This window comes from Streptomyces sp. NPDC005492 (assembly GCF_040605995.1).
In the GTDB taxonomy this organism is placed as follows: domain Bacteria; phylum Actinomycetota; class Actinomycetes; order Streptomycetales; family Streptomycetaceae; genus Streptomyces.
Genome location: NZ_JBEXDX010000019.1, coordinates 13,791 through 31,731, shown reverse-complemented (window position 1 = coordinate 31,731; position 17,941 = coordinate 13,791). Strand labels below are relative to the sequence as shown.

Genomic DNA, 17,941 nt, shown 5'->3' with positions numbered 1-17,941 from the left:
GAGGCCCGACCCGATGAGCACACCCCAGTCATCAACAGGCCCTGTCCCAGCGGTAGTTGAACGCAGGGTCGCTCTGGTCACCGGGGCGGCGCGAGGCATCGGTGCCGCGATCGCCGGCGAACTGCACCGGCGCGGACTACGGGTGGCGCTGATGGACCAGGATGGGACCGGTGCGCATGCGCGGGCCAAGTCGCTTGATCCCGGCGGGGATTCGGCCATGGCGGTGTCTGCCGATGTCGGCGACCCCGAGGAGACGCGGCGCGCGGTGGAGGCGGTGACCTCGGCGTGGGGCCGCCCCGACGTGCTGGTCAACAACGCGGCGCGTACGGCGGCCGGCTCGGTGTGGGACGTCGAACTCGACGAGTGGGACGCCCTCATGGCCACCAATCTGCGCAGCGTCCTGGTACTCACCCGCCTCTGCGCACCGGCGATGCGCGAGCGCGGCTGGGGGCGCGTCATCAACCTGGCGTCGTTGGCGGGGCAGCAGGGCGGGCTGGTCGCCGGCCCGCACTACGCGGCGGCGAAGGCGGGGGTGCTGGTGCTGACCAAGGTCTTCGCACAGGAGCTCGCTCCCTACGGTGTCACCGTCAACGCGGTGGCTCCCGCAGCCGTACGGACGCCCGTGATGGACGATCTCCCCGCCGAGGCACTGCGGCGTACCGCCGAGCGCATCCCCGTGGGCCGGTTCGGGCGGCCCGAGGAGGTGGCCGGGCTGGTGGGGCATCTGGCGGGAGAGGACACCGGGTACATCACCGGCGCCACACTGGACGTCAACGGCGGCTTGTTCATGCGATGACGGTGGAGGCCGGGCATAAGGTTCCGAGGTCGGAAGGGGTGAGGTACTTGGACGGGGACGGTCCTGCGCCGTCGGCTCCGGCCGACCGGCTGATCGGGCGCGACCACGACCTCGGGGTGATCCGGGGTTTCGTCGACGAGGCCATGGTCTCCGGCGGGGCGCTGCTGCTGTCCGGCGACGCGGGCGTGGGCAAGACGGTGCTGCTGGACAGCGCGGCCGGGCGGGCTCAGGGCGCGGGCACGCGGGTCGTACGGGCCGGGGGCGTGGAGTTCGAGAGCACCATCAGCTTCGCGGGACTCCACCAGGTCCTTCAGCCGCTGTTGGCCGACCTCGACCGGTTGGCCGACCCGTACCGCACCGCTTTGAGCGTCGCCCTGGGTCTGGACCGGGGGGCGCCGTCCGATCAGCTCCTGGTGTCGAACGCGGTGCTGACACTGCTCGTGCGGGCCGCCGTAGAGCGTCCGTTGCTGGTGATCGTCGACGATCTCCCCTGGCTGGACCGTGCCAGCGCCGTGGTGCTGGGCTTCGTCGCCCGCCGCCTGGGCGGCAGCCGGGTCGGGTTCCTCGGCGCCTACCGGTCCGGGGAGGGCAGCTTCTTCGAACGCGGCGGAGTGCCCCGGCACCACGTACCCCCGCTCGACACGACGGCCGCGGCGGCGTTGATCCAGGAGCGTTCCCCCTCCTTGGCGCCACGTGTTCGCGAGCGGCTGCTGACGGAGGCACAGGGCAACCCGCTGGCCCTGCTCGAACTGCCCGTCGCCCTCAACGGCCCCCAGCGTTCCGGTGCCTCGGTGCCCGAGCTCCTGCCACTGGGCCGCCGGCTCCAGACCGTGTTCGCGTCCCGGGTCGAGACGCTGCCCGCTCCGACCCAACTCCTTCTCCTTTACGCGGTCCTGGACGGCACCGGTGATCTGCATATCCTCGCGTCTGCCGAGCACGCCGACGTGGAAGACCTGGCGCCCGCCGAGCGGGCGGGCCTCGTACAGGTGGACGCGGCCACCGGCCGGCTGACGTTCCGCCACCCCCTGACACGCTCGGCCGTCGTGGAACTCTCCACCAGCGGGCAGCGTCGCGAGGTGCATCGCGCCCTGGCGGAGTACTGGGCGGACTTGCCCGAGCGCCGAGCCTGGCACCTCGCGCGTGCCACGGTCGAGCCCACCGAGGACGTGGCGAGTCTCCTGGAGGAGGTGGCGCGCGACACCGTACGGCGCGGTGACGCGGGCGGCGCCATCGCCGCCCTGCTGCGCGCCGCGGAGCTGAGTCCCCGCGGCTACGAGCGCAGTCGGCGGATCGCCGAGGCGGCCTATCTCGGGGCGGATCTGACCGGCGATCTGCGTGATGTGCCCCGGCTCCTCGAAGAGGCCCGTCTCGCCGACGGTGGACGGGCGGGGCCGCTGGTCGCCGCGGTCGCGGCGGCCCACCACATCCTCCTCAGCGGTGAGGGCGACCTCGACACCGCCCACCGGCTGCTGGTCGGCGCGATCGAGATGCAGCACCAGCCGTACGACGCCACCGACGCGACGATGATCGACGCGCTCTACACGCTCGCCTGGCTGTGCCAGAGCAGTCAGCGCGCCGAGCTGTGGAAGCCGCTGCACCGGGCGCTCGACCTGCTGAAGCCGGAGGTACCGGACCAACTCGCCCTGACCGTCGGCACGATGGCCGATCCTGCGCGCACGGCAGCGCCCGCGCTCGGGAGGCTCGACGCGCTCATCGCCTCTCTCGACCAGGAGGCCGACCCGGTCCGGATCATCCGGATCGCGATGACCTCCCTCTACGTGGACCGGCTCCCGGCGTGCAGGACGGCGCTGCGGCGCGTGCTCCGCGACGGGCGGGACCACAGCTCGCTCACCGTGGAGATCCAGGGACTGGTGTACCTGGGCAGAGACCATTTCGCGGCAGGCGAGTGGGACGAGTTGGAGGCACAGGCCGCGCGGGGCCGGGACCTGGGCGAGGCCCACGACTACCAACTGCTGTCGACGGAGTTCCTCTACCAGCGGGCGCTGGTCGCCGCTGCCCGTGGCGACGAGGCCGCCACCCGGGCGCTGACCGACGAGATGATCCTGTGGGCGACACCGCGCGGGGTGGGCTCCTACCTGTCGTGCGCCGCGCACGCGAGGGCGCTCGCCGCGCTGGGCCGGGGCCGCTTCGAGGACGCGTACCGGCACGCCTGCGCCATCAGCCGCGCCGGGGAGCTGGCCTCGCACGTTCCCCCGGCGCTGTTCGTCGTTATGGATCTCGTCGAGGCGGCGGTCAGGACGGGCCGGGCTGCGGAGGCGTCCGCCCATGCCACGGCGGCGCGCGAGGCCGGCATCGCCGCGATCTCGCCCCGGCTCGCCCTGCTCGTGACGGCGTCGGCGGCGATCGCGGCCGACGACGACGAGGCGATCGGCCTGTTCGAGGAGGCGCTCGCCCTACCCGGCACCGACCGCTGGCCCTTCGAACTGGCCCGAGTCTCACTCGCCTACGGCGAACGCCTCCGACGGGTGAAGTCCACGACTCAGGCGCGCACCCGTCTCGCCGACGCGATCGACACCTTCGAACGGCTCGGCGCCCACCCCTGGACGGCCCGGGCGCGCAACGAGCTGCGCGCGACCGGCCTCTCCGTCACAGCCACCGGCGTCACCGGACCGGCGTCGCTCACACCACAGCAACGCGAGATCGCCCTGCTCGCGGCGGCCGGCCTCACCAACAAGCAGATCGCCGAACGCCTCTTCCTCTCCCCCCGCACCGTCGCCGCCCATCTGCGCCAGCTCTTCCCCAAACTGGGCGTGGCCTCCCGCGCGGCGCTGCGCGACGCGCTGGCGGACCAGAGCGGCGACGATCAGAAGATGCCCTGACCCGGTGTCAGGATCCCCTTCGGGTCGTACGTCCTCCCGGCCTCGGCGAACCGGCTCCAGTACGGCCCGAAGTGCCGTCTCCAGTCGGCCTGTTGGAAGGGGATCGAGCCGACCGGGTACTGCGTACCGCCGGCCGCCGCGACCGTGTCGTACGCGGCCCGGTTGGCCTCCAGCAGCCGCCGTACCGTGGCCGTGTCCTCGGGCGGTGTGGTGCGCAGGACCGCGAACAGGTAGGGCACCGGGTCGTCGGGCATGCGCGGCAGCGGGGTGTGGAGGCGGTCGCGCAGCAGGGGGTACAGGAGGACGACACCGGGTCCCAGGTCGGCCGGGGTGAGTGCGTCCAGCAGGGTCGCGGTGACGTCGGCGGCGCTACGGCCGGGCAGCAGCAGGTTGAGCCAGGGGTGGGCGTAGGTCCACAGCCCCGCTTCCTTCAGGGCGGCGATGGAGGGGGCGAGCCGGTCGAGGAAGTCGTAGTACGCGAGGTCGGTGATCTGAACGCCGGACGGGACGTACCGCAGCCCGCGCAGGAGGGCGGTGTCGTCGGGGGTGTCCCCCACGGGCGGCCCGTAGGCGACCGCCTCGATGGCGAACTCGTTAAAGGCTCCCGAGGTGTCGGCACTCACCTGGCCCTCGACATAGGCGAAGCGCCGCTCGGTGACGAGGAGGCGCTGGTCGTCGAGGAAGGTCTCCAGGTCGTCGTGCGGCAGGAGGTAGTGCCGTACGGTCTCCGGGGCGGGCACCAGGCGCAGGGTGGCTCCGACGATCACGGCGCACTGCCCGAGACCGGCGAGCACGGCGTGGAAGAGATCAGGGTGACGGGTCGGCGAACAGCGGAGCAACTCCCCTGCCCCGGTGACGACTTCGAGCTCCAGGACGTTGTCGACCTGTGCGCCGTGCCGGTGGCTCTGACCGCCCAGTCCGCCGACGGACAGGGTGCCGCCGACGGAGAGTTCGAGGTAGTCGGTGAAGACGGGCGGCGTCAGACCGTGGGCGAGGGTGGCCTTGGCGACGTCGCTCCATTTGGCGCCGGCCCCGACCGTGACGCGTGAACTCCCCGCCCCTACAGGGCCGATGGAGGCGAGCGGCTCGGTCTCGATGACCAGACCGCCCTCGACCTGCGCCTGCCCGTTCGTACCGTGCCCCTGTCCGCGCGGGGCCACGCGCAGGCCGTGGCCATTGCAGAACCGCACCATCGCGACGACGTCCCGCACCGAGCCGGGCCGCAGCACGGCGGCCGGACGGCGGTGCACGATATGCCCGAAGTCGTCGGCGTCGGCGCCGAGCGAGGCCTCGTCGGTAACCAGCGTCCCGTCGAGACGCGGGATGCCGCTGAACGCCCGACCGTCACCGGTCACCGCCCAGCTACGGCTGAAGGGATCAAACCCGACGACGGCGGCCGAACCCGCGACCAGGCCGCGCAGTGCAGTACGTCGAGACGGCGTGCGAGGCATACGGTCCTCCCGAGACCGACCGGATGTGACCATCAACGGCGGCTCAGTCTAGGGAGGTTGAGGTGCGGAAGGACGTTCCGTACCGGCGAGTCCCATGACCGTTTTTCGCCACCTGACGTGGCTAGTCGTCGCCCCCGTCGCTCCGGTTCAGTCCCCGGCGCCGCTTCTTGTCGGAGCTGCGCAGCAGTTCGCTCATGGTGAGCGTGATGGTCGCCACGACGCGGGCCCAGCGAGGTCCGCCACGCTCGGCCCAGACCACACAGGCGCACCCGCCGATGAGGAGCGCCAAGACTCCGAGCAGCAGCACAACGATCACGTTTCCCCCTTGGTCCGTACGGTCCTGCGACTCGTACGTCCTGGTGATCTTCTCAGCCGTGGACGAGCCGAGTGCGCTCACCCCCTCCGCATCCACTCCCTCGTACCGAACGACGCGCAGGCCCGTGAAGCCACCGCCGCCGCCTCGCGCAACGCCTCGACGAAGTTCTCCGTGGTCGGCCGGTCGTCCCGTAGCGCGAGCCGGTGGGCGAGGGCTCCGTGCAGGACGTCGCCCGCGCCGAGGGTGTCCGCCACCTGGACCGTGGGCACGGCCACCGTGCCTTCGCCGTCCGGGGTCGTCCACATGATGGGGTCCGCTCCCCCGCTGACCGCCGACCAGATGACTCCGTGCTCCCGCAGGAAGCGCAAGGTATCCGTCGTTGTGGTCCCGCCCGGTGGGTGGAAGTCGGCCGAGCAGACGGCGATGTCGATGAACGGCAGCAGGTCCTCTGTGCCCGTCTTCCAACTGCCGCCGTCCAGAAGGGTCGTACGGCCGGCGGCGCGGGCGGCGCGGGCCGTGGCGACGGCCAGATCCATGTGGTGGCCGTCGAATTCGACGATGTCGCAGGCCGCCACCAGTGCGTCGAGATCGTCGGGCGGGACCAGTCGGTGCGCGGTCGCGTTGGTCGAGGCCACGGCGCGTTCGCCGCTGGACGCGGTCACCAGGACCGACGACACCGAGGGCGGCTCCGGCGAGTCGGCCGCCAGGTCGGACACGGTGACGCCCAGCGCGTGCAGGTCGGCCGCCACCCCAACTCCCAACGGGTGGGCGCCGATTGCGGTCAGCAGCGAAGTCGCGCCACCGAGGTGGCTGAAGGTCACGGCCGCGTTCGTCGCCGGGCCACCGGCGGCGACGACCTGCCGTCGGGCCGTGAGTTTCTCGTTGGAGGCCGGCGCGTGGTCCACGAGCTGGATGACGTCCAGGGTGCACAGACCGACGAACAGACCTTCAGGACGCACCGCACCTCCCTGTGCACGAACGTGTGGTCAGTCTACGAACCATGGACCACGGGCTTCGCCATTTACTAACAATTGGTTGAGCAGTCCAGGCTGCTAAATCTAGTGTCAGTAACCGTGAAGAACGACTCCGCTCAGCTCGCGTCCGATCTACGACTCGCGGTGGGCCGTGTGACACGGCGCCTGCGTCAGGCACACGCCGTAGGGGACGTATCGCTCTCCGGAGTCTCGGTGCTGGCCCGGCTCGCCCGCGACGGATCCGAATCACCGACCGCCCTCGCCGAGATGGAGCGGGTGCGACCGCAGGCGATGGCCAGCACGCTCGCCCTGCTCGAACAGCGCGGGTTCGTCGGCCGCAGCCCCGACGCCGCGGACCGGCGGCGGAGCATCGTGGCGATCACGGACGAGGGACGCGCCATGCTGGCCGAGCGTCGCTCCGAGTCGGTCCACCGCCTCGGAGCCGTCCTCGACGAGTTCACCGCGGAGGAGCGCGCGACCCTCGCCTCCGCCCTTCCCCTCCTCGACCGACTGGCGGAGCGACTGTGACCGAGCGCGCACACATACCCGACGACGGGGACAGCCTCGGCCGCGGCAGGTCGTCCCTGCTGAGTGCCGTGCGCTCGGGCCGTCGCAAGGAGACCCCTCCCGGGCCCAACTACAAGTGGGTCGCGCTGTCGAACACCACGCTCGGCGTGCTGATCGCCACGATGGACGCCTCCATCGTGATCATCTCGCTGCCCGCGATCTTCCGCGGTATCGGCCTCGATCCGCTGGCGCCGGGCAACATCGGCTATCTGCTCTGGATGATCCTGGGCTATCTGCTGGTCTCGGCCGTACTCGTCGTCGTGCTCGGCCGGCTCGGGGACATGTTCGGCCGGGTGAAGATCTACAACCTCGGCTTCCTGATCTTCGCGTGTGCGTCCGTCGCGCTGTCCCTCGATCCCTTCCGTGCGGGAGCGGGCGCCATGTGGCTGATCCTCTGGCGCATCGTGCAGGCCTTCGGCGGCTCCATGCTCACCGCCAACTCGGCCGCGATCCTCACCGACGCCTTCCCCGCCCGGCAGCGCGGAATGGCGCTCGGCGTCAACCAGATCACCGCCCTCGCCGGCCAGTTCCTCGGTCTGCTCGCCGGTGGTCTGCTGGCCGTCGTCGACTGGCGCGCCGTGTTCTGGGTGAGCGTGCCGATCAGCGTCACCGGCACCATCTGGTCGTACCTGAGCCTGCGCGAGACCTCGGCGGGCCGCCCCGGCCGCATCGACTGGCTGGGCAACCTCACCTTCGCGGCCGGCGCCGGAATCCTCCTCGCGGGCATCACCTACGGGATCCAGCCCTACGGCGGCAGCGCCACCGGCTGGGGGAACCCGTGGGTGCTCAGCGGGCTGATCGGCGGCGCGGTCCTGCTGCTGCTCTTCTGCTGGATCGAGACGCACATCGCCGAACCGATGTTCAACCTCGCCCTGTTCAAAGTGCGCGCCTTCGCCGCGGGCAACCTGGCGGCCCTGCTGACCGCGATCGCGCGGGGCGGGCTGCAGTTCATGCTGATCATCTGGCTGCAGGGCATCTGGCTGCCGTTGCACGGTTACGACTACGAGGACACCCCGCTGTGGGCGGGCATCTTCATGCTGCCGCTCACGGTCGGCTTCCTGATCGCCGGGCCCGCGTCCGGCTATCTGTCGGACCGGTTCGGCGCGCGCGCGTTCTCGACGGTGGGGCTGGTCGTCGTGGCGCTCTCCTTCCTCGGCCTGCTCGCGCTGCCCATCGACTTCGACTACGGGATGTTCGCGGCGCTCCTGCTGCTCAACGGCCTGGGCCAGGGCATGTTCTCCGCGCCGAACACGTCCTCCATCATGGGCAGCGTGCCCAGCGAGTACCGGGGTGTCGCCTCGGGCATGCGCTCCACCTTCCAGAACTCGGGCACCGCCCTGTCCATCGGCGTGTTCTTCTCCCTGATGGTGTCCGGGCTCGCATCCTCGCTGCCCGGGACGCTGAGCCACGGACTCCAGGCCCACGGCGTACCGGCCGGCGCCGCCGGACAGGCCGCGTCGCTGCCGCCGGTGAGCACGCTCTTCGCCACCTTCCTCGGCAACAACCCCATCCAGCACCTGCTCTCGGCCAACGGAGTCCTCGACCACGTCACCGCGGCCCAGCGCGCCGTCCTGACCGGCCACACCTTCTTCCCCCGGCTGGTCTCCGGCCCGTTCCACCACGGTCTGGCCATCGTCTTCAGCGTCGCCGCGGGCATGGCCCTGGTCTCCGCGATCGCCTCGGCCCTGCGCGGCGGCCACCAGACGGAGCCCGGACCGGAACCGACACCGGCCGGTCGGCCGCCGACCCCGGCGGAGACTCCGGAGACCTCACAGGCGGGGCCTAACGGGGCGTCGTAGGAGCCGAGTTGGTTTGAGAAGTTGAGCATCGGACGGCGAGACCTCAGGCGCGGACGTACGCCGCCAGGTGCTCGCCCGTGAGTGTGGAGCGGGCGGCGACCAGGTCGGCCGGGGTGCCCTCAAAGACGATCTTTCCGCCGTCGTGTCCGGCGCCGGGGCCGAGGTCGATGATCCAGTCGGCGTGGGCCATGACCGCCTGGTGGTGTTCCACGACGATGACGGACTTGCCGGAGTCGACGAGCCGGTCGAGCAGGCCGAGCAACTGCTCGACGTCGGCGAGGTGGAGGCCGGCGGTGGGTTCGTCGAGGACGTAGACGCCGCCCTTCTCCGACATGTGGGTGGCCAGCTTGAGGCGCTGGCGTTCGCCGCCGGAGAGGGTGGTGAGCGGCTGGCCGAGGCTGAGGTAGCCGAGACCCACGTCCACGAGGCGGGTCAGGATCCGGTGCGCGGCCGGGGTGGCCGCCTCGCCCGTGCCGAAGAACTCCTCGGCCTCGGTCACCGACATCGCGAGCACTTCGCTGATGTCACGGCCGCCGAAGCGGTACTCCAAAACCGACGCGTCGAACCGCTTCCCCTCGCACTCCTCGCAGGTGGTGGCCACGCCAGCCATCATCCCCAGGTCGGTGTAGATGACCCCTGCGCCGTTACAAGTGGGGCAGGCGCCCTCGGAGTTGGCGCTGAACAGGGCCGGCTTCACGCCGTTGGCCTTGGCGAACGCCTTGCGGATCGGTTCGAGGAGTCCGGTGTACGTCGCCGGGTTGCTGCGGCGCGAGCCGCGGATGGCGCCCTGGTCGACCGAGACGACGTTCTCGCCGGCCGGGATCGAGCCGTGCACGAGCGAGCTCTTGCCGGAGCCCGCGACACCGGTGACGACGGCGAGGACGCCGAGCGGGATGTCGACGTCGACGTCCTGGAGGTTGTTGGTCGCGGCGCCGCGGATCTCCAGGGTGCCGGTGGGCTTGCGCGTCGACTCCTTGAGGGAGGCGCGGTCGTCGAAGTGCCGGCCGGTGATGGTGCCGCCGGTGCGCAGTCCCTCGACGGTGCCCTCGAAGCAGACGCTGCCGCCAGCCGTACCGGCGCCCGGGCCGAGGTCGACGACGTGGTCGGCGATCGCGATGGTCTCCGGCTTGTGCTCGACGACGAGCACGGTGTTGCCCTTGTCGCGCAGGCGCAGCAGCAGGTCGTTCATGCGCTGGATGTCGTGCGGGTGGAGGCCGATGGTCGGTTCGTCGAAGACGTACGTGACATCGGTGAGGGAGGATCCGAGATGACGGATCATCTTGACGCGCTGTGCCTCGCCGCCCGACAGCGTGCCGGCCGGCCGGTTGAGGGAGAGGTAGCCGAGACCGATCTCGACGAACGAGTCGAGGGTCTGCAGCAAAGCGGTGAGCAGCGGCGCGACCGACGGCTCGTCAAGTCCGCGGACCCACTCGGCGAGGTCGCTGATCTGCATCGCGCAGGCGTCGGCGATGCTGATCCGCTTGATCTTCGAGGACCGGGCGCCTTCGTTGAGGCGGGTGCCGTCGCAGTCGGGGCAGGTGGTGAAGGTGACGGCCCGGTCCACGAACTCGCGGATGTGCGGCTGCATTCCCTCCCGGTCCTTGGCGAGCATCGACTTCTGGATGCGCGGGATCAGACCTTCGTAGGTCATGTTGATGCCCGCGATCTTCATCCGGGTCGGCTCACGGTGGAGGAAGTCCTGGAGCTCCTTCTTCGTGAACTTCCGGATCGGCTTGTCCGGGTCGAAGAAGCCCGACTCGATGTAGAGCCGCGAGTTCCAGCCACCGCCCGTGTAGCCGGGGACGGTGATCGCGCCCTCCGCAAGGGACTTGGAGTCGTCGTAGAGCTGGGTGAGGTCGAGGTCGGTGACCGAGCCCCGGCCCTCGCAGCGGGGGCACATGCCGCCGGTGATGCTGAAGCTGCGGCGCTCCTTGACCTTCTGTCCGCCGCGCTCCATGGTGACCGCGCCCGCGCCGCTGATCGAGGCGACGTTGAAGGAGAACGCCTTGGGCGAGCCGAGGTGCGGCTTGCCGAGCCGGCTGAAGAGGATGCGGAGCATGGCGTTCGCGTCGGTGGCGGTGCCGACCGTGGAGCGGGGGTCGGCGCCCAGCCGCTGCTGGTCGACGATGATCGCGGTCGTCAGCCCGTCGAGGACATCGACCTCGGGCCGCGCCAACGTCGGCATGAACCCCTGCACGAAGGCGCTGTACGTCTCGTTGATCAGCCGCTGCGACTCCGCGGCGATCGTGTCGAACACGAGCGAGCTCTTGCCCGAGCCGGAGACACCGGTGAACACCGTGAGCCGACGCTTGGGGATCTCGATGCTGACGTCCTTGAGATTGTTCTCGCGCGCCCCGTGCACGCGGATCATGTCGTGGCTGTCGGCAGCGTGCGGCGCGGACGACCGCGTCTCCGTCCTCGTGGCCATGCTCATCGTGCCTTCCCTCCGCTGTGCGCCGGACCGCCCGCAGTCCCTCGGCGGCATCGCCAGGAGACGCGACGTACATGGCGATCACCCTCGTGGCGACACACGCTAGCCGCGAGGCGAGCGCCCGCGCTTCTCGAATCCTGACCGGATCACGAGAAGTGGCTGGGGCTCTTGGCGTGCCGCGCCTGCCGCAGGTGATGCACGTGGCGGCCCAGCGCCACCGCGGCCAACGTGGCGACCAGGCTCGTCACGCCCTGCCAGCCGAACCTGTCGTAGGCGCGCACGCCCAGCCAGGAGCCGGTGCTGCCGCCGAGGAACGCGCAGGTCATGTACGCGGTGTTGATACGGGCCCGGGCCTCGGGCCGTAGCGCGAAGATGCGGGCCTGATTGGCGACCTGGCCGGACTGGACGGCCACGTCGAGCAGCAGCATGCCCGTGGCCAGCGCCAGCAGGCCGGTCGTGCCGCCCGCGGAAGCCGGTACGAGCACCGCCGCGGAGGCGATGGTGCCGAGCATGGCGAGCAGGCTGACCGTGTCCGGCCCCCTGACGTCTGCCAGGCGCCCGGCGAGCGGGGTGCTGAACATACTGGCGGCGCCGACCAGCCCGAGGACGCCCACCGCCTGGGCTCCCATGCCGTACGTCGGCCCGGTGACAAGGAGGGTGAGTGTGGTCCAGGCGGCGCTGAAGCCGGCGAAGACGGTGGCCTGGTAGAGGCAGGAACGGCGGAGCGCCTGTTCGGCGCGCAGGAGGCGCAGCGGCGCGGCTATCAGCGACGGGTAGCTCTGCCGCGTGGACGGCGTGGTGTCCGGGATGACCCGGGCCAGGATCGCGGCCAGAGCCAGGACGATCACCGCGGCCACCACGTACGGAGCCCGCCAGCCGAAGGCTTCGCCGAGGGTGCCACTGAATGTCCGAGCCAGCAGGATGCCGCCGATCAGACCGCTGAGGAGTGTGCCGGTGACGGTTCCACGGCGTTCGGCGGGTACGAGTCCGGCGGCCATCGGGATGATGATCTGGGGCACGACGGTGGTCACGCCGGTGACCGCGCTCGCGGCGACGAGCAGCGGGAGTGAGGGCGCGACGCTCGCCGTGAGCAGGCCGGCGGCGGTGAGCGTGAACAGGGTGACGATCAGGGGGCGATGCGGGAGCCGGTCGCCCAGGGGGACCAGGAGGAAGATGCCGGCCGCGTAGCCGAACTGGGCGGCGGTCACCACCAGGGCCGCCGAGCCCGCGGACACACCCAGGTCGGCGGCGACGAGCGAGCTGGTCGCCTGCGGGAAGTAGATGGTCGAGACGCCCACACCGCAGGCGAGGGACAGAACGAGGATCACCCAGCGGGGCACGGACACACCTCACGTAGGAACCGGTTTGACTGGTTCGGATGAAGGTAGCAGGCAGGTCGCTCTCATGGCACCGCTTAAACCGGTTCCACTGGAGTAGCCTGGATCCATGGCGACAACTCCCCGCTTCCGACAGGGCGCAGGCCGCCTCTGCCTGGACTTCATCCGCACCCTGCGTCACCGCGGTTCACCGGACGAGGTGGAGGAACTCCCCGACGCCGAGGCGTTGTTGGCGTGGGTGGAGCAGTGCGGCCCCTGCACCGCCACCGGGCATCCCGACCCCGCGCGCGCCCGCGAACTGCGCGAGGCCGTGCACGCCCTCATCACCGCCGTCCGGGCCGACCGGATGCCCGACGCTCGCTCGCGCGACCTGGTCAACGAGGCCGCCGCGCACCCCGTGCCCGTGCCGCGTCTGGACCCCACGGGGCAGCTCGGCTGGGAAGCCGAGGACTCCGTCCGCGCCACCCTCTCCCTCGTCGCCCGCGACGCCCTCGACCTCATCGCCTCCCCGTCGCTCACCCGCCTCCGCAACTGCGCGGGCCCGACCTGCGGCGCCCTGTTCCTCGACACCTCCCGCCCCGGAAACCGCCGTTGGTGCTCCATGGGCACCTGCGGAAACCGCGCCAAGAAGGAGACTCTGCGCGGCAGGACGGCCTGACTGGAACTCGACCTCTAGCTACGGCCCTTCGCCAGGCGGCTCAGGAGGGACCGGGGCCGGTAGGGGATGACCTCGGCCAGTGAGATGGCGGTGCTGGTCCGGTCGACCCCGTCGATGGCGAGGATCGCCTTGGTGATGCGGTGCAGGTCTGCGGTGTCCTTGGCGACGACATGGGCGAGGAGGTCGGCGTCGCCGGTGGTGTAGTGGACCTCGACGACTTCGGGGAGGTCGAGCAGACCTTCGTGCACGCTCTCGGGCTCGGCCTGGCTCACCGCGAGCGACATGAACGCCACCAGGCCGTATCCCAGGGCGGCGGGGTCGACGCGTCGGCTGAAGGGTTTCAGCGCGCCGTCGGCGGCCATCCTGCGCAGCCGGGCGTGCACGGTGTTGCGGGCCACGCCCAGGGTCTGCGCCAGGGCCAGGATCGTCGCGTCCGGGTCGTCGTCCAGAGCCAGGACGATCCGGGCGTCCAGAGGGTCCATCTCAGTCATGGTGGTCATTCTGTCATCTCACCTCGGTCTCACTGAGCATCTGTCGCACTGAATGGAGTCTGTATTGCGCTGATGCCCGGCGTGGGGCGAAGGTGGCGAGTCGTTCCACGCCTCCTCCGCCCTGCTGAAGGACCGCCGCCATGGACTTGCCTCCGCGCCCCGCCTGCGCCACGGGCTCCTGGATGGTCGTCGTGTCCGCCGGGGTCGCCGCCGGGCTGCAGGTGTGGAAGCTGCCGCCCGCGCTGCCGTATTTGCGCAGCGACCTGTCGCTCAGTCTGGTCCAGGCGGGGACTCTGCTCGGGATCGTCCAACTGGCCGGGATGCTCGGCGGGCTCGCCGTCTCGTTGCTGGCCGAACTCATAGGTGAGCGGCGCTGTTTGAGCGCGGGGCTGGTGCTGCTGTTCCTCGGATCGGCCGGCGGTGGTTTCGCCGGGTCGGCTGCTCCGCTGCTGGCGTCCCGGGCGGTGGAAGGCGCCGGTTTCATCCTGGTGGCCGTGACCGGCCCGGGGTTGATCCGGCGTGTCACCCCGCCCGGCCGCTTCACCACGGCCATGGGTTTCTGGGGCGCCTATCAAGGCATGTCCACGTTCGCCGGGCTCGTGGTCGGGGCGCTGGTTCTCCAGGTGGTGTCGTGGCGGGTGTGGTGGTGGGGCATGGCCGTGCTCGCGCTCGCGCCGTTGCCGTGGGTGCTGTCCCGGGTTCCGCGTGACGACGCGGGTGGTGTGCGCGGTGCGGCGGCAGCCCTCTCCCGTATCGGCCGTACGGTCCGGGCTCCGGGCCCCTGGACGGCAGGCCTCGTCTTCGCCTGCTACACGCTTCCGTGGATGGCCGTGGTCGGGTTCCTGCCCACCATCTACCGCGACGGCGGGATGACCGGGAGTTGGCCGGGTGTCCTCAGTGCCGTGGTCGGCGCGGCGAACGCCGTCGGCTCGATCGCGACCGCGGCTCTTGTGCGACGCGGGCTGCCCGCTCGCGCGTTGCTCGTCCCCGCCTTCGTTCTCATGGCGACCGCCTCCGTGTTTGCCTTCGCCGTCGACTGGCGCGACCTCCCCGCGGGTACCGTCTGGCAGTTCCTGTGTGTGGTGGCCTTCTCGCTGACCGGCGGCGCGGTACCGGCGACCTTGCTGCGCATGATCGGTGAACTGACGCCGGACGGTGGCTCGTTGCCCGCCACGATGGGCCTGATCCAGCAGCTCTTCAACGCGGGCAGCTTCGTCGGCCCCGCCGTCGCTGCATGGCTGGCCACCCGCACCGGGGGCTGGCACTCCACCTGGTGGATCACCTGTGCCTGCACGGCCACGGGCATCGCCCTGAGCTTCAGGCTCCGCCTCGGCAAGCGCTCAGCATCCGCACCCGTTACCTCAACGGCCGTTCCCTGATGCGGTGTTGGAGGTCGATGCGGAGGGGATCGTCGTCGGGCAGGCCGAGTTCGGTGGTGAGGGCGAGGGCCCGGGTCCAGATCTCGTGGGCGGCCTCGGGCTGTCCGGCGCTGTGGTGGCTGTCGCCGAGGCAGCGCAGGCAGGTGGCCTCGCTGTGGCGTTCCCCGGTGGCGTGGAACAGCCGGGCCGCCTGCCGGTAGCGGTCGACCGCCTGTTGGTAGCGGCCCAGTTGATGGTGGATGTAGCCCAGGCTGTCGGAGATGTGGGCCTGTCCGTCCACGTCCCCGGCCGCGCGGGCGAGTTCGAGGGCCTGTTCGCAGTGGGCCAGCGCGCGGAGATGGTCGCCGCGTTTCGCCTGCCGCCAGCCGATGTGGTTGAGTGCCGCGGCCTGTCCTGCCGGGTCGCCCGCCGCCCGGTAGTGCTCCAGACTCCGGTAGGCGTGTTCCAGCGCGAGTTCGAGACCGCCCTGGGCCGCAGACATCCGTGAAAGATGCTGGTGGGTCCGGGCCTGTCCGGCGTCGCTGCCCAGCGCGGCGAAGAGTTCGAGGGCCCGCAGATAGTGCTCGCGGGCCGGCTCCGGACACTTCAACCGGTCCAGGGCCAGCCCAAGACCGCGGTGGGCGGCGGCCCGGCCGGCCGGGGCGCCGTCCCGCTCGGCCGCCACGAGTGCGCCGCGCGCGGCGGTCAGCAGTGCCTGCCAGTACCCGTGCCGGTCCAGGAAGGTGGTCAGCACGGTGACCAGCCGCCACACATGGCCGTCGTAGCCGGGCGGCGGCTGCCGCACGATCTCCAGCAGGACCGGATGCTCGGCGAGGAACCAGGCCATCGCCTGTCCGTAGTCCTCGGGTTGTACGGCGTTCGCGCCCGGTCGGGGCGCGGTCACCGCCACCGGATTGGGCTGCGGGGTCACCAGGATGTCGGCCGCCCGCGCCGAGTGCAGGTAGTGGTCCATCATCCGGTGCAGCGCGGCCCGTCGGTCCCACTCGTCGTCGTACGCGGTCACGAGTTCTCCGGCGTACACCCGTAACAGGTCGTGGTAGGTGTAGCGGCCCGGGGCGTGCTCCACCAGCAGGTGCCCACCGGTGAGTTCGGCGAGCAGGCCGCGGACGCGCTCCGGTTCCACCCCTGCGAGGGCGGCCGCCGCACGCTGGTCCAGGTCGGGCCCCGGGTGCAGTGCCAGCAGTCTGAACAGTCGGGCGGCGGGCCGGCTGAGCGCGCTGTAGGACCAGGAGAACACCGCCCGGACCTGGCTGGCCTCGTCGCCGCCGTCCAGCGCGTCCAACCGGCCGCCCTTCTCCCGGAGTTGCTCCGCGAGTGCGCCCAGCGGCTGCCGCGGTTGCGCGGCCGCGCGGGCCGACACCACGGCCAGTGCCAGGGGCAGTCCGGCGCACCAGGTGACGAGGGCCGCCACCGCTTCCGGTTCGGCGGCGACCCGGGCCGACCCGAGCCGCTCCGCCAGTACGTCGCGGGCGGCGTCCGGCGGCAGCGGGTCCACCGCGAGGAGATGGGCGCCCTCGGTGGCCGCCAGTCCGGTCAGCCGGTTGCGGCTGGTCACCAGGGCCATGCAGCCGACCGCCCCGGGCAGCAACGGGCGGACCTGTTCCTCGTCCCGGGCGTTGTCCAGGACGACCATCATCCGTCGCCCCGTCAGAAGACTCCGGTACAGGCCGACTTGGGCCTCCAGGCCCAGCGGTATCCGCTCCGGCCGCACCCCGAGAGCGTCCAGGAACCCTCGTACCGCCTCGGTCGGAGCGACCACCGAACCCTGCGGATCGAAGCCACGCAGATTCACGTACAACTGCCCGTCGGGGAACGCGTTCTGCACCCGGCGCGCCCAGTGCACCGCGAGCGCGGTCTTGCCCACCCCCGCCATGCCCGACACCGCCGAGATGACGACGGAGGCGGACTCGCCTTCCGCCGAGGCGAGGATCGTGGCGAGCCGGGCCAGTTCCGTGTCGCGGCCGGTGAATCCCCTTACGGCCATGGGGAGTTGGGCGGGCAGCTCGGTCTGCCGGGGCATCGTCGGCGGCTCGGGGCGTGGGGCCGTGGTGGAGCGGTGGCCGCGCAGGATCGACTGGTGCAACTGGCTCAGGGCGGGTCCGGTGTCCGTGCCCAGTTCCTCCGCCAGCCGCTTGCGTACGGCGGCGTAGCAGTCCAGGGCCTCCGCGCTGCGGCCGGTCTCGTGCAGGGCCCGCATCAGGGCCTCGGCCAGGGGTTCGGCGAGCGGGTACTCGCCGAGCAGGGCGGTCAACGGGCCGATGAGGGAGGCGGGTTCGCCGTGGCGCAGCTCCGCGCGGGCCCAACTGACGGCGGCGTCCTGGTGCTGCCGCCGCCAGGCCTCCCGCATCCGGGCCGCCCACTCCCCGTTCAGACCGGACAGCGGCTCCCCGCGCCACAGGTCGAGTGCCTCGCGCAGCAGCCGCGCCCGCGCCGGCTCGGTCGGCCCCGCCGCGCGCGCCTGGTCGACCAGCTGCCGGAACCGGTACACGTCCACCTGGTCCAGGCGGGCCTCCAGGAGATACCCGCCTGAACGGCGCACCAGGGACAAGGAGTCCCGCGCGGTCGTGGCCGCCTGCTCGCACACGCGCCGGATCCGGGCGACATGGGCGTGCACCGCGCCGCGCGCACCGTCCGGCACCCGCGGCCCCCAGACCCGCTCGATGACCACGTCGACCGCGACGGGCCGCCCGACGTCCACGGCCAGGGCCGCCATCACGGTACGGCGTTGGGGCGGGCCCACCTCCACCGCGCGGCCCCCCACCGACAGTTCGACAGGACCGAGCAACTGCACGTCCACCATGGTGTTCGCCTCCCCCTGGACGAAGCGTCCTCCTTTTTTCGCGGACATGTGTGCGAAGCGACAAGCCTTCGACAAGGTTTCCCGCCACACCCCGGTGCGAGT

Annotated in this window: 13 protein-coding genes; 6 read left to right on the top strand and 7 right to left on the bottom strand. The window is 71.4% G+C overall.

The genetic code is table 11. The features are described from left to right. Positions 1-13: 13 nt before the first annotated feature. The gene (locus tag ABZT04_RS24775; RefSeq protein WP_356059157.1) at positions 14-796 is read left to right on the top strand and encodes an SDR family oxidoreductase; all 783 of its coding nucleotides are present in this window, start codon (positions 14-16) and stop codon (positions 794-796) included. Positions 797-834: 38 nt separating this feature from the next. Beyond that, a complete protein-coding gene (locus ABZT04_RS24770) occupies positions 835-3,636 on the top strand; it encodes an AAA family ATPase (RefSeq protein ID WP_356059156.1) in 2,802 nt (933 codons plus the stop codon). Here the strand turns inward: ABZT04_RS24770 and ABZT04_RS24765 are convergent. The 3 genes from ABZT04_RS24765 to ABZT04_RS24755 form a co-directional block, all read right to left on the bottom strand. Next, the gene (locus ABZT04_RS24765) at positions 3,621-5,087 is read right to left on the bottom strand and encodes an FAD-binding protein (protein ID WP_356059155.1); all 1,467 of its coding nucleotides are present in this window, start codon (positions 5,085-5,087) and stop codon (positions 3,621-3,623) included. The two genes, ABZT04_RS24770 and ABZT04_RS24765, sit on opposite strands and share 16 nt — an antisense overlap. Before the next feature lie 121 nt (positions 5,088-5,208). Beyond that, a complete protein-coding gene (locus ABZT04_RS24760; protein WP_356059272.1) occupies positions 5,209-5,400 on the bottom strand; it encodes a hypothetical protein in 192 nt (63 codons plus the stop codon). A gap of 80 nt (positions 5,401-5,480) precedes the next feature. Continuing rightward, positions 5,481-6,362, bottom strand: coding sequence for a PfkB family carbohydrate kinase (locus tag ABZT04_RS24755; protein ID WP_356059154.1), 882 nt, complete (start codon positions 6,360-6,362; stop codon positions 5,481-5,483). Positions 6,363-6,476: 114 nt separating this feature from the next. Between ABZT04_RS24755 and ABZT04_RS24750 the strand changes: the two genes are divergently transcribed. Continuing rightward, positions 6,477-6,905 (top strand): MarR family transcriptional regulator, encoded by a 429-nt coding sequence (locus ABZT04_RS24750; protein ID WP_356059153.1) that lies wholly within the window; start codon positions 6,477-6,479, stop codon positions 6,903-6,905. Positions 6,906-6,973: 68 nt separating this feature from the next. After that, positions 6,974-8,743: an MFS transporter gene (locus ABZT04_RS24745; protein ID WP_356059271.1), complete on the top strand. Its 1,770-nt coding sequence runs from the start codon at positions 6,974-6,976 to the stop codon at positions 8,741-8,743. Between the two features lie 43 nt (positions 8,744-8,786). On the opposite strand, the gene ABZT04_RS24740 is transcribed toward ABZT04_RS24745, so the two are convergent. After that, positions 8,787-11,177, bottom strand: coding sequence for an excinuclease ABC subunit UvrA (locus tag ABZT04_RS24740; RefSeq protein WP_356059152.1), 2,391 nt, complete (start codon positions 11,175-11,177; stop codon positions 8,787-8,789). Positions 11,178-11,320: 143 nt separating this feature from the next. Next, the gene (locus tag ABZT04_RS24735) at positions 11,321-12,514 is read right to left on the bottom strand and encodes an MFS transporter (RefSeq protein WP_356059151.1); all 1,194 of its coding nucleotides are present in this window, start codon (positions 12,512-12,514) and stop codon (positions 11,321-11,323) included. 106 nt (positions 12,515-12,620) lie between these two features. Between ABZT04_RS24735 and ABZT04_RS24730 the strand changes: the two genes are divergently transcribed. Then, a complete protein-coding gene (locus ABZT04_RS24730) occupies positions 12,621-13,169 on the top strand; it encodes a CGNR zinc finger domain-containing protein (RefSeq protein ID WP_356059150.1) in 549 nt (182 codons plus the stop codon). Between the two features lie 14 nt (positions 13,170-13,183). On the opposite strand, the gene ABZT04_RS24725 is transcribed toward ABZT04_RS24730, so the two are convergent. Further along, positions 13,184-13,669, bottom strand: a complete 486-nt coding sequence (locus ABZT04_RS24725) for an Lrp/AsnC family transcriptional regulator (protein WP_356059149.1) — start codon at positions 13,667-13,669, stop codon at positions 13,184-13,186. 131 nt (positions 13,670-13,800) lie between these two features. On the opposite strand from ABZT04_RS24725, the gene ABZT04_RS24720 reads away from it, so the two are divergent. Further along, positions 13,801-15,039: an MFS transporter gene (locus ABZT04_RS24720; protein ID WP_356059148.1), complete on the top strand. Its 1,239-nt coding sequence runs from the start codon at positions 13,801-13,803 to the stop codon at positions 15,037-15,039. Here the strand turns inward: ABZT04_RS24720 and ABZT04_RS24715 are convergent. Beyond that, positions 15,017-17,887: a BTAD domain-containing putative transcriptional regulator gene (locus ABZT04_RS24715; protein ID WP_356059147.1), complete on the bottom strand. Its 2,871-nt coding sequence runs from the start codon at positions 17,885-17,887 to the stop codon at positions 15,017-15,019. The genes ABZT04_RS24720 and ABZT04_RS24715 overlap by 23 nt on opposite strands. Between the last annotated feature and the right edge of the window lie 54 nt (positions 17,888-17,941).

What these genes read in the sequence shown, in the direction of transcription:
- ABZT04_RS24775 (WP_356059157.1), top strand. Translation starts at nt 14, where the DNA reads ATGAGCACACCCCAGTCATCAACAGGCCCTGTCCCAGCGGTAGTTGAA.
- ABZT04_RS24765 (WP_356059155.1), bottom strand. Translation starts at nt 5,087, where the DNA reads ATGCCTCGCACGCCGTCTCGACGTACTGCACTGCGCGGCCTGGTCGCG.
- ABZT04_RS24740 (WP_356059152.1), bottom strand. Translation starts at nt 11,177, where the DNA reads ATGAGCATGGCCACGAGGACGGAGACGCGGTCGTCCGCGCCGCACGCT.
- ABZT04_RS24730 (WP_356059150.1), top strand. Translation starts at nt 12,621, where the DNA reads ATGGCGACAACTCCCCGCTTCCGACAGGGCGCAGGCCGCCTCTGCCTG.
- ABZT04_RS24725 (WP_356059149.1), bottom strand. Translation starts at nt 13,669, where the DNA reads ATGACCACCATGACTGAGATGGACCCTCTGGACGCCCGGATCGTCCTG.
- ABZT04_RS24720 (WP_356059148.1), top strand. Translation starts at nt 13,801, where the DNA reads ATGGACTTGCCTCCGCGCCCCGCCTGCGCCACGGGCTCCTGGATGGTC.
- ABZT04_RS24715 (WP_356059147.1), bottom strand. Translation starts at nt 17,887, where the DNA reads ATGTCCGCGAAAAAAGGAGGACGCTTCGTCCAGGGGGAGGCGAACACC.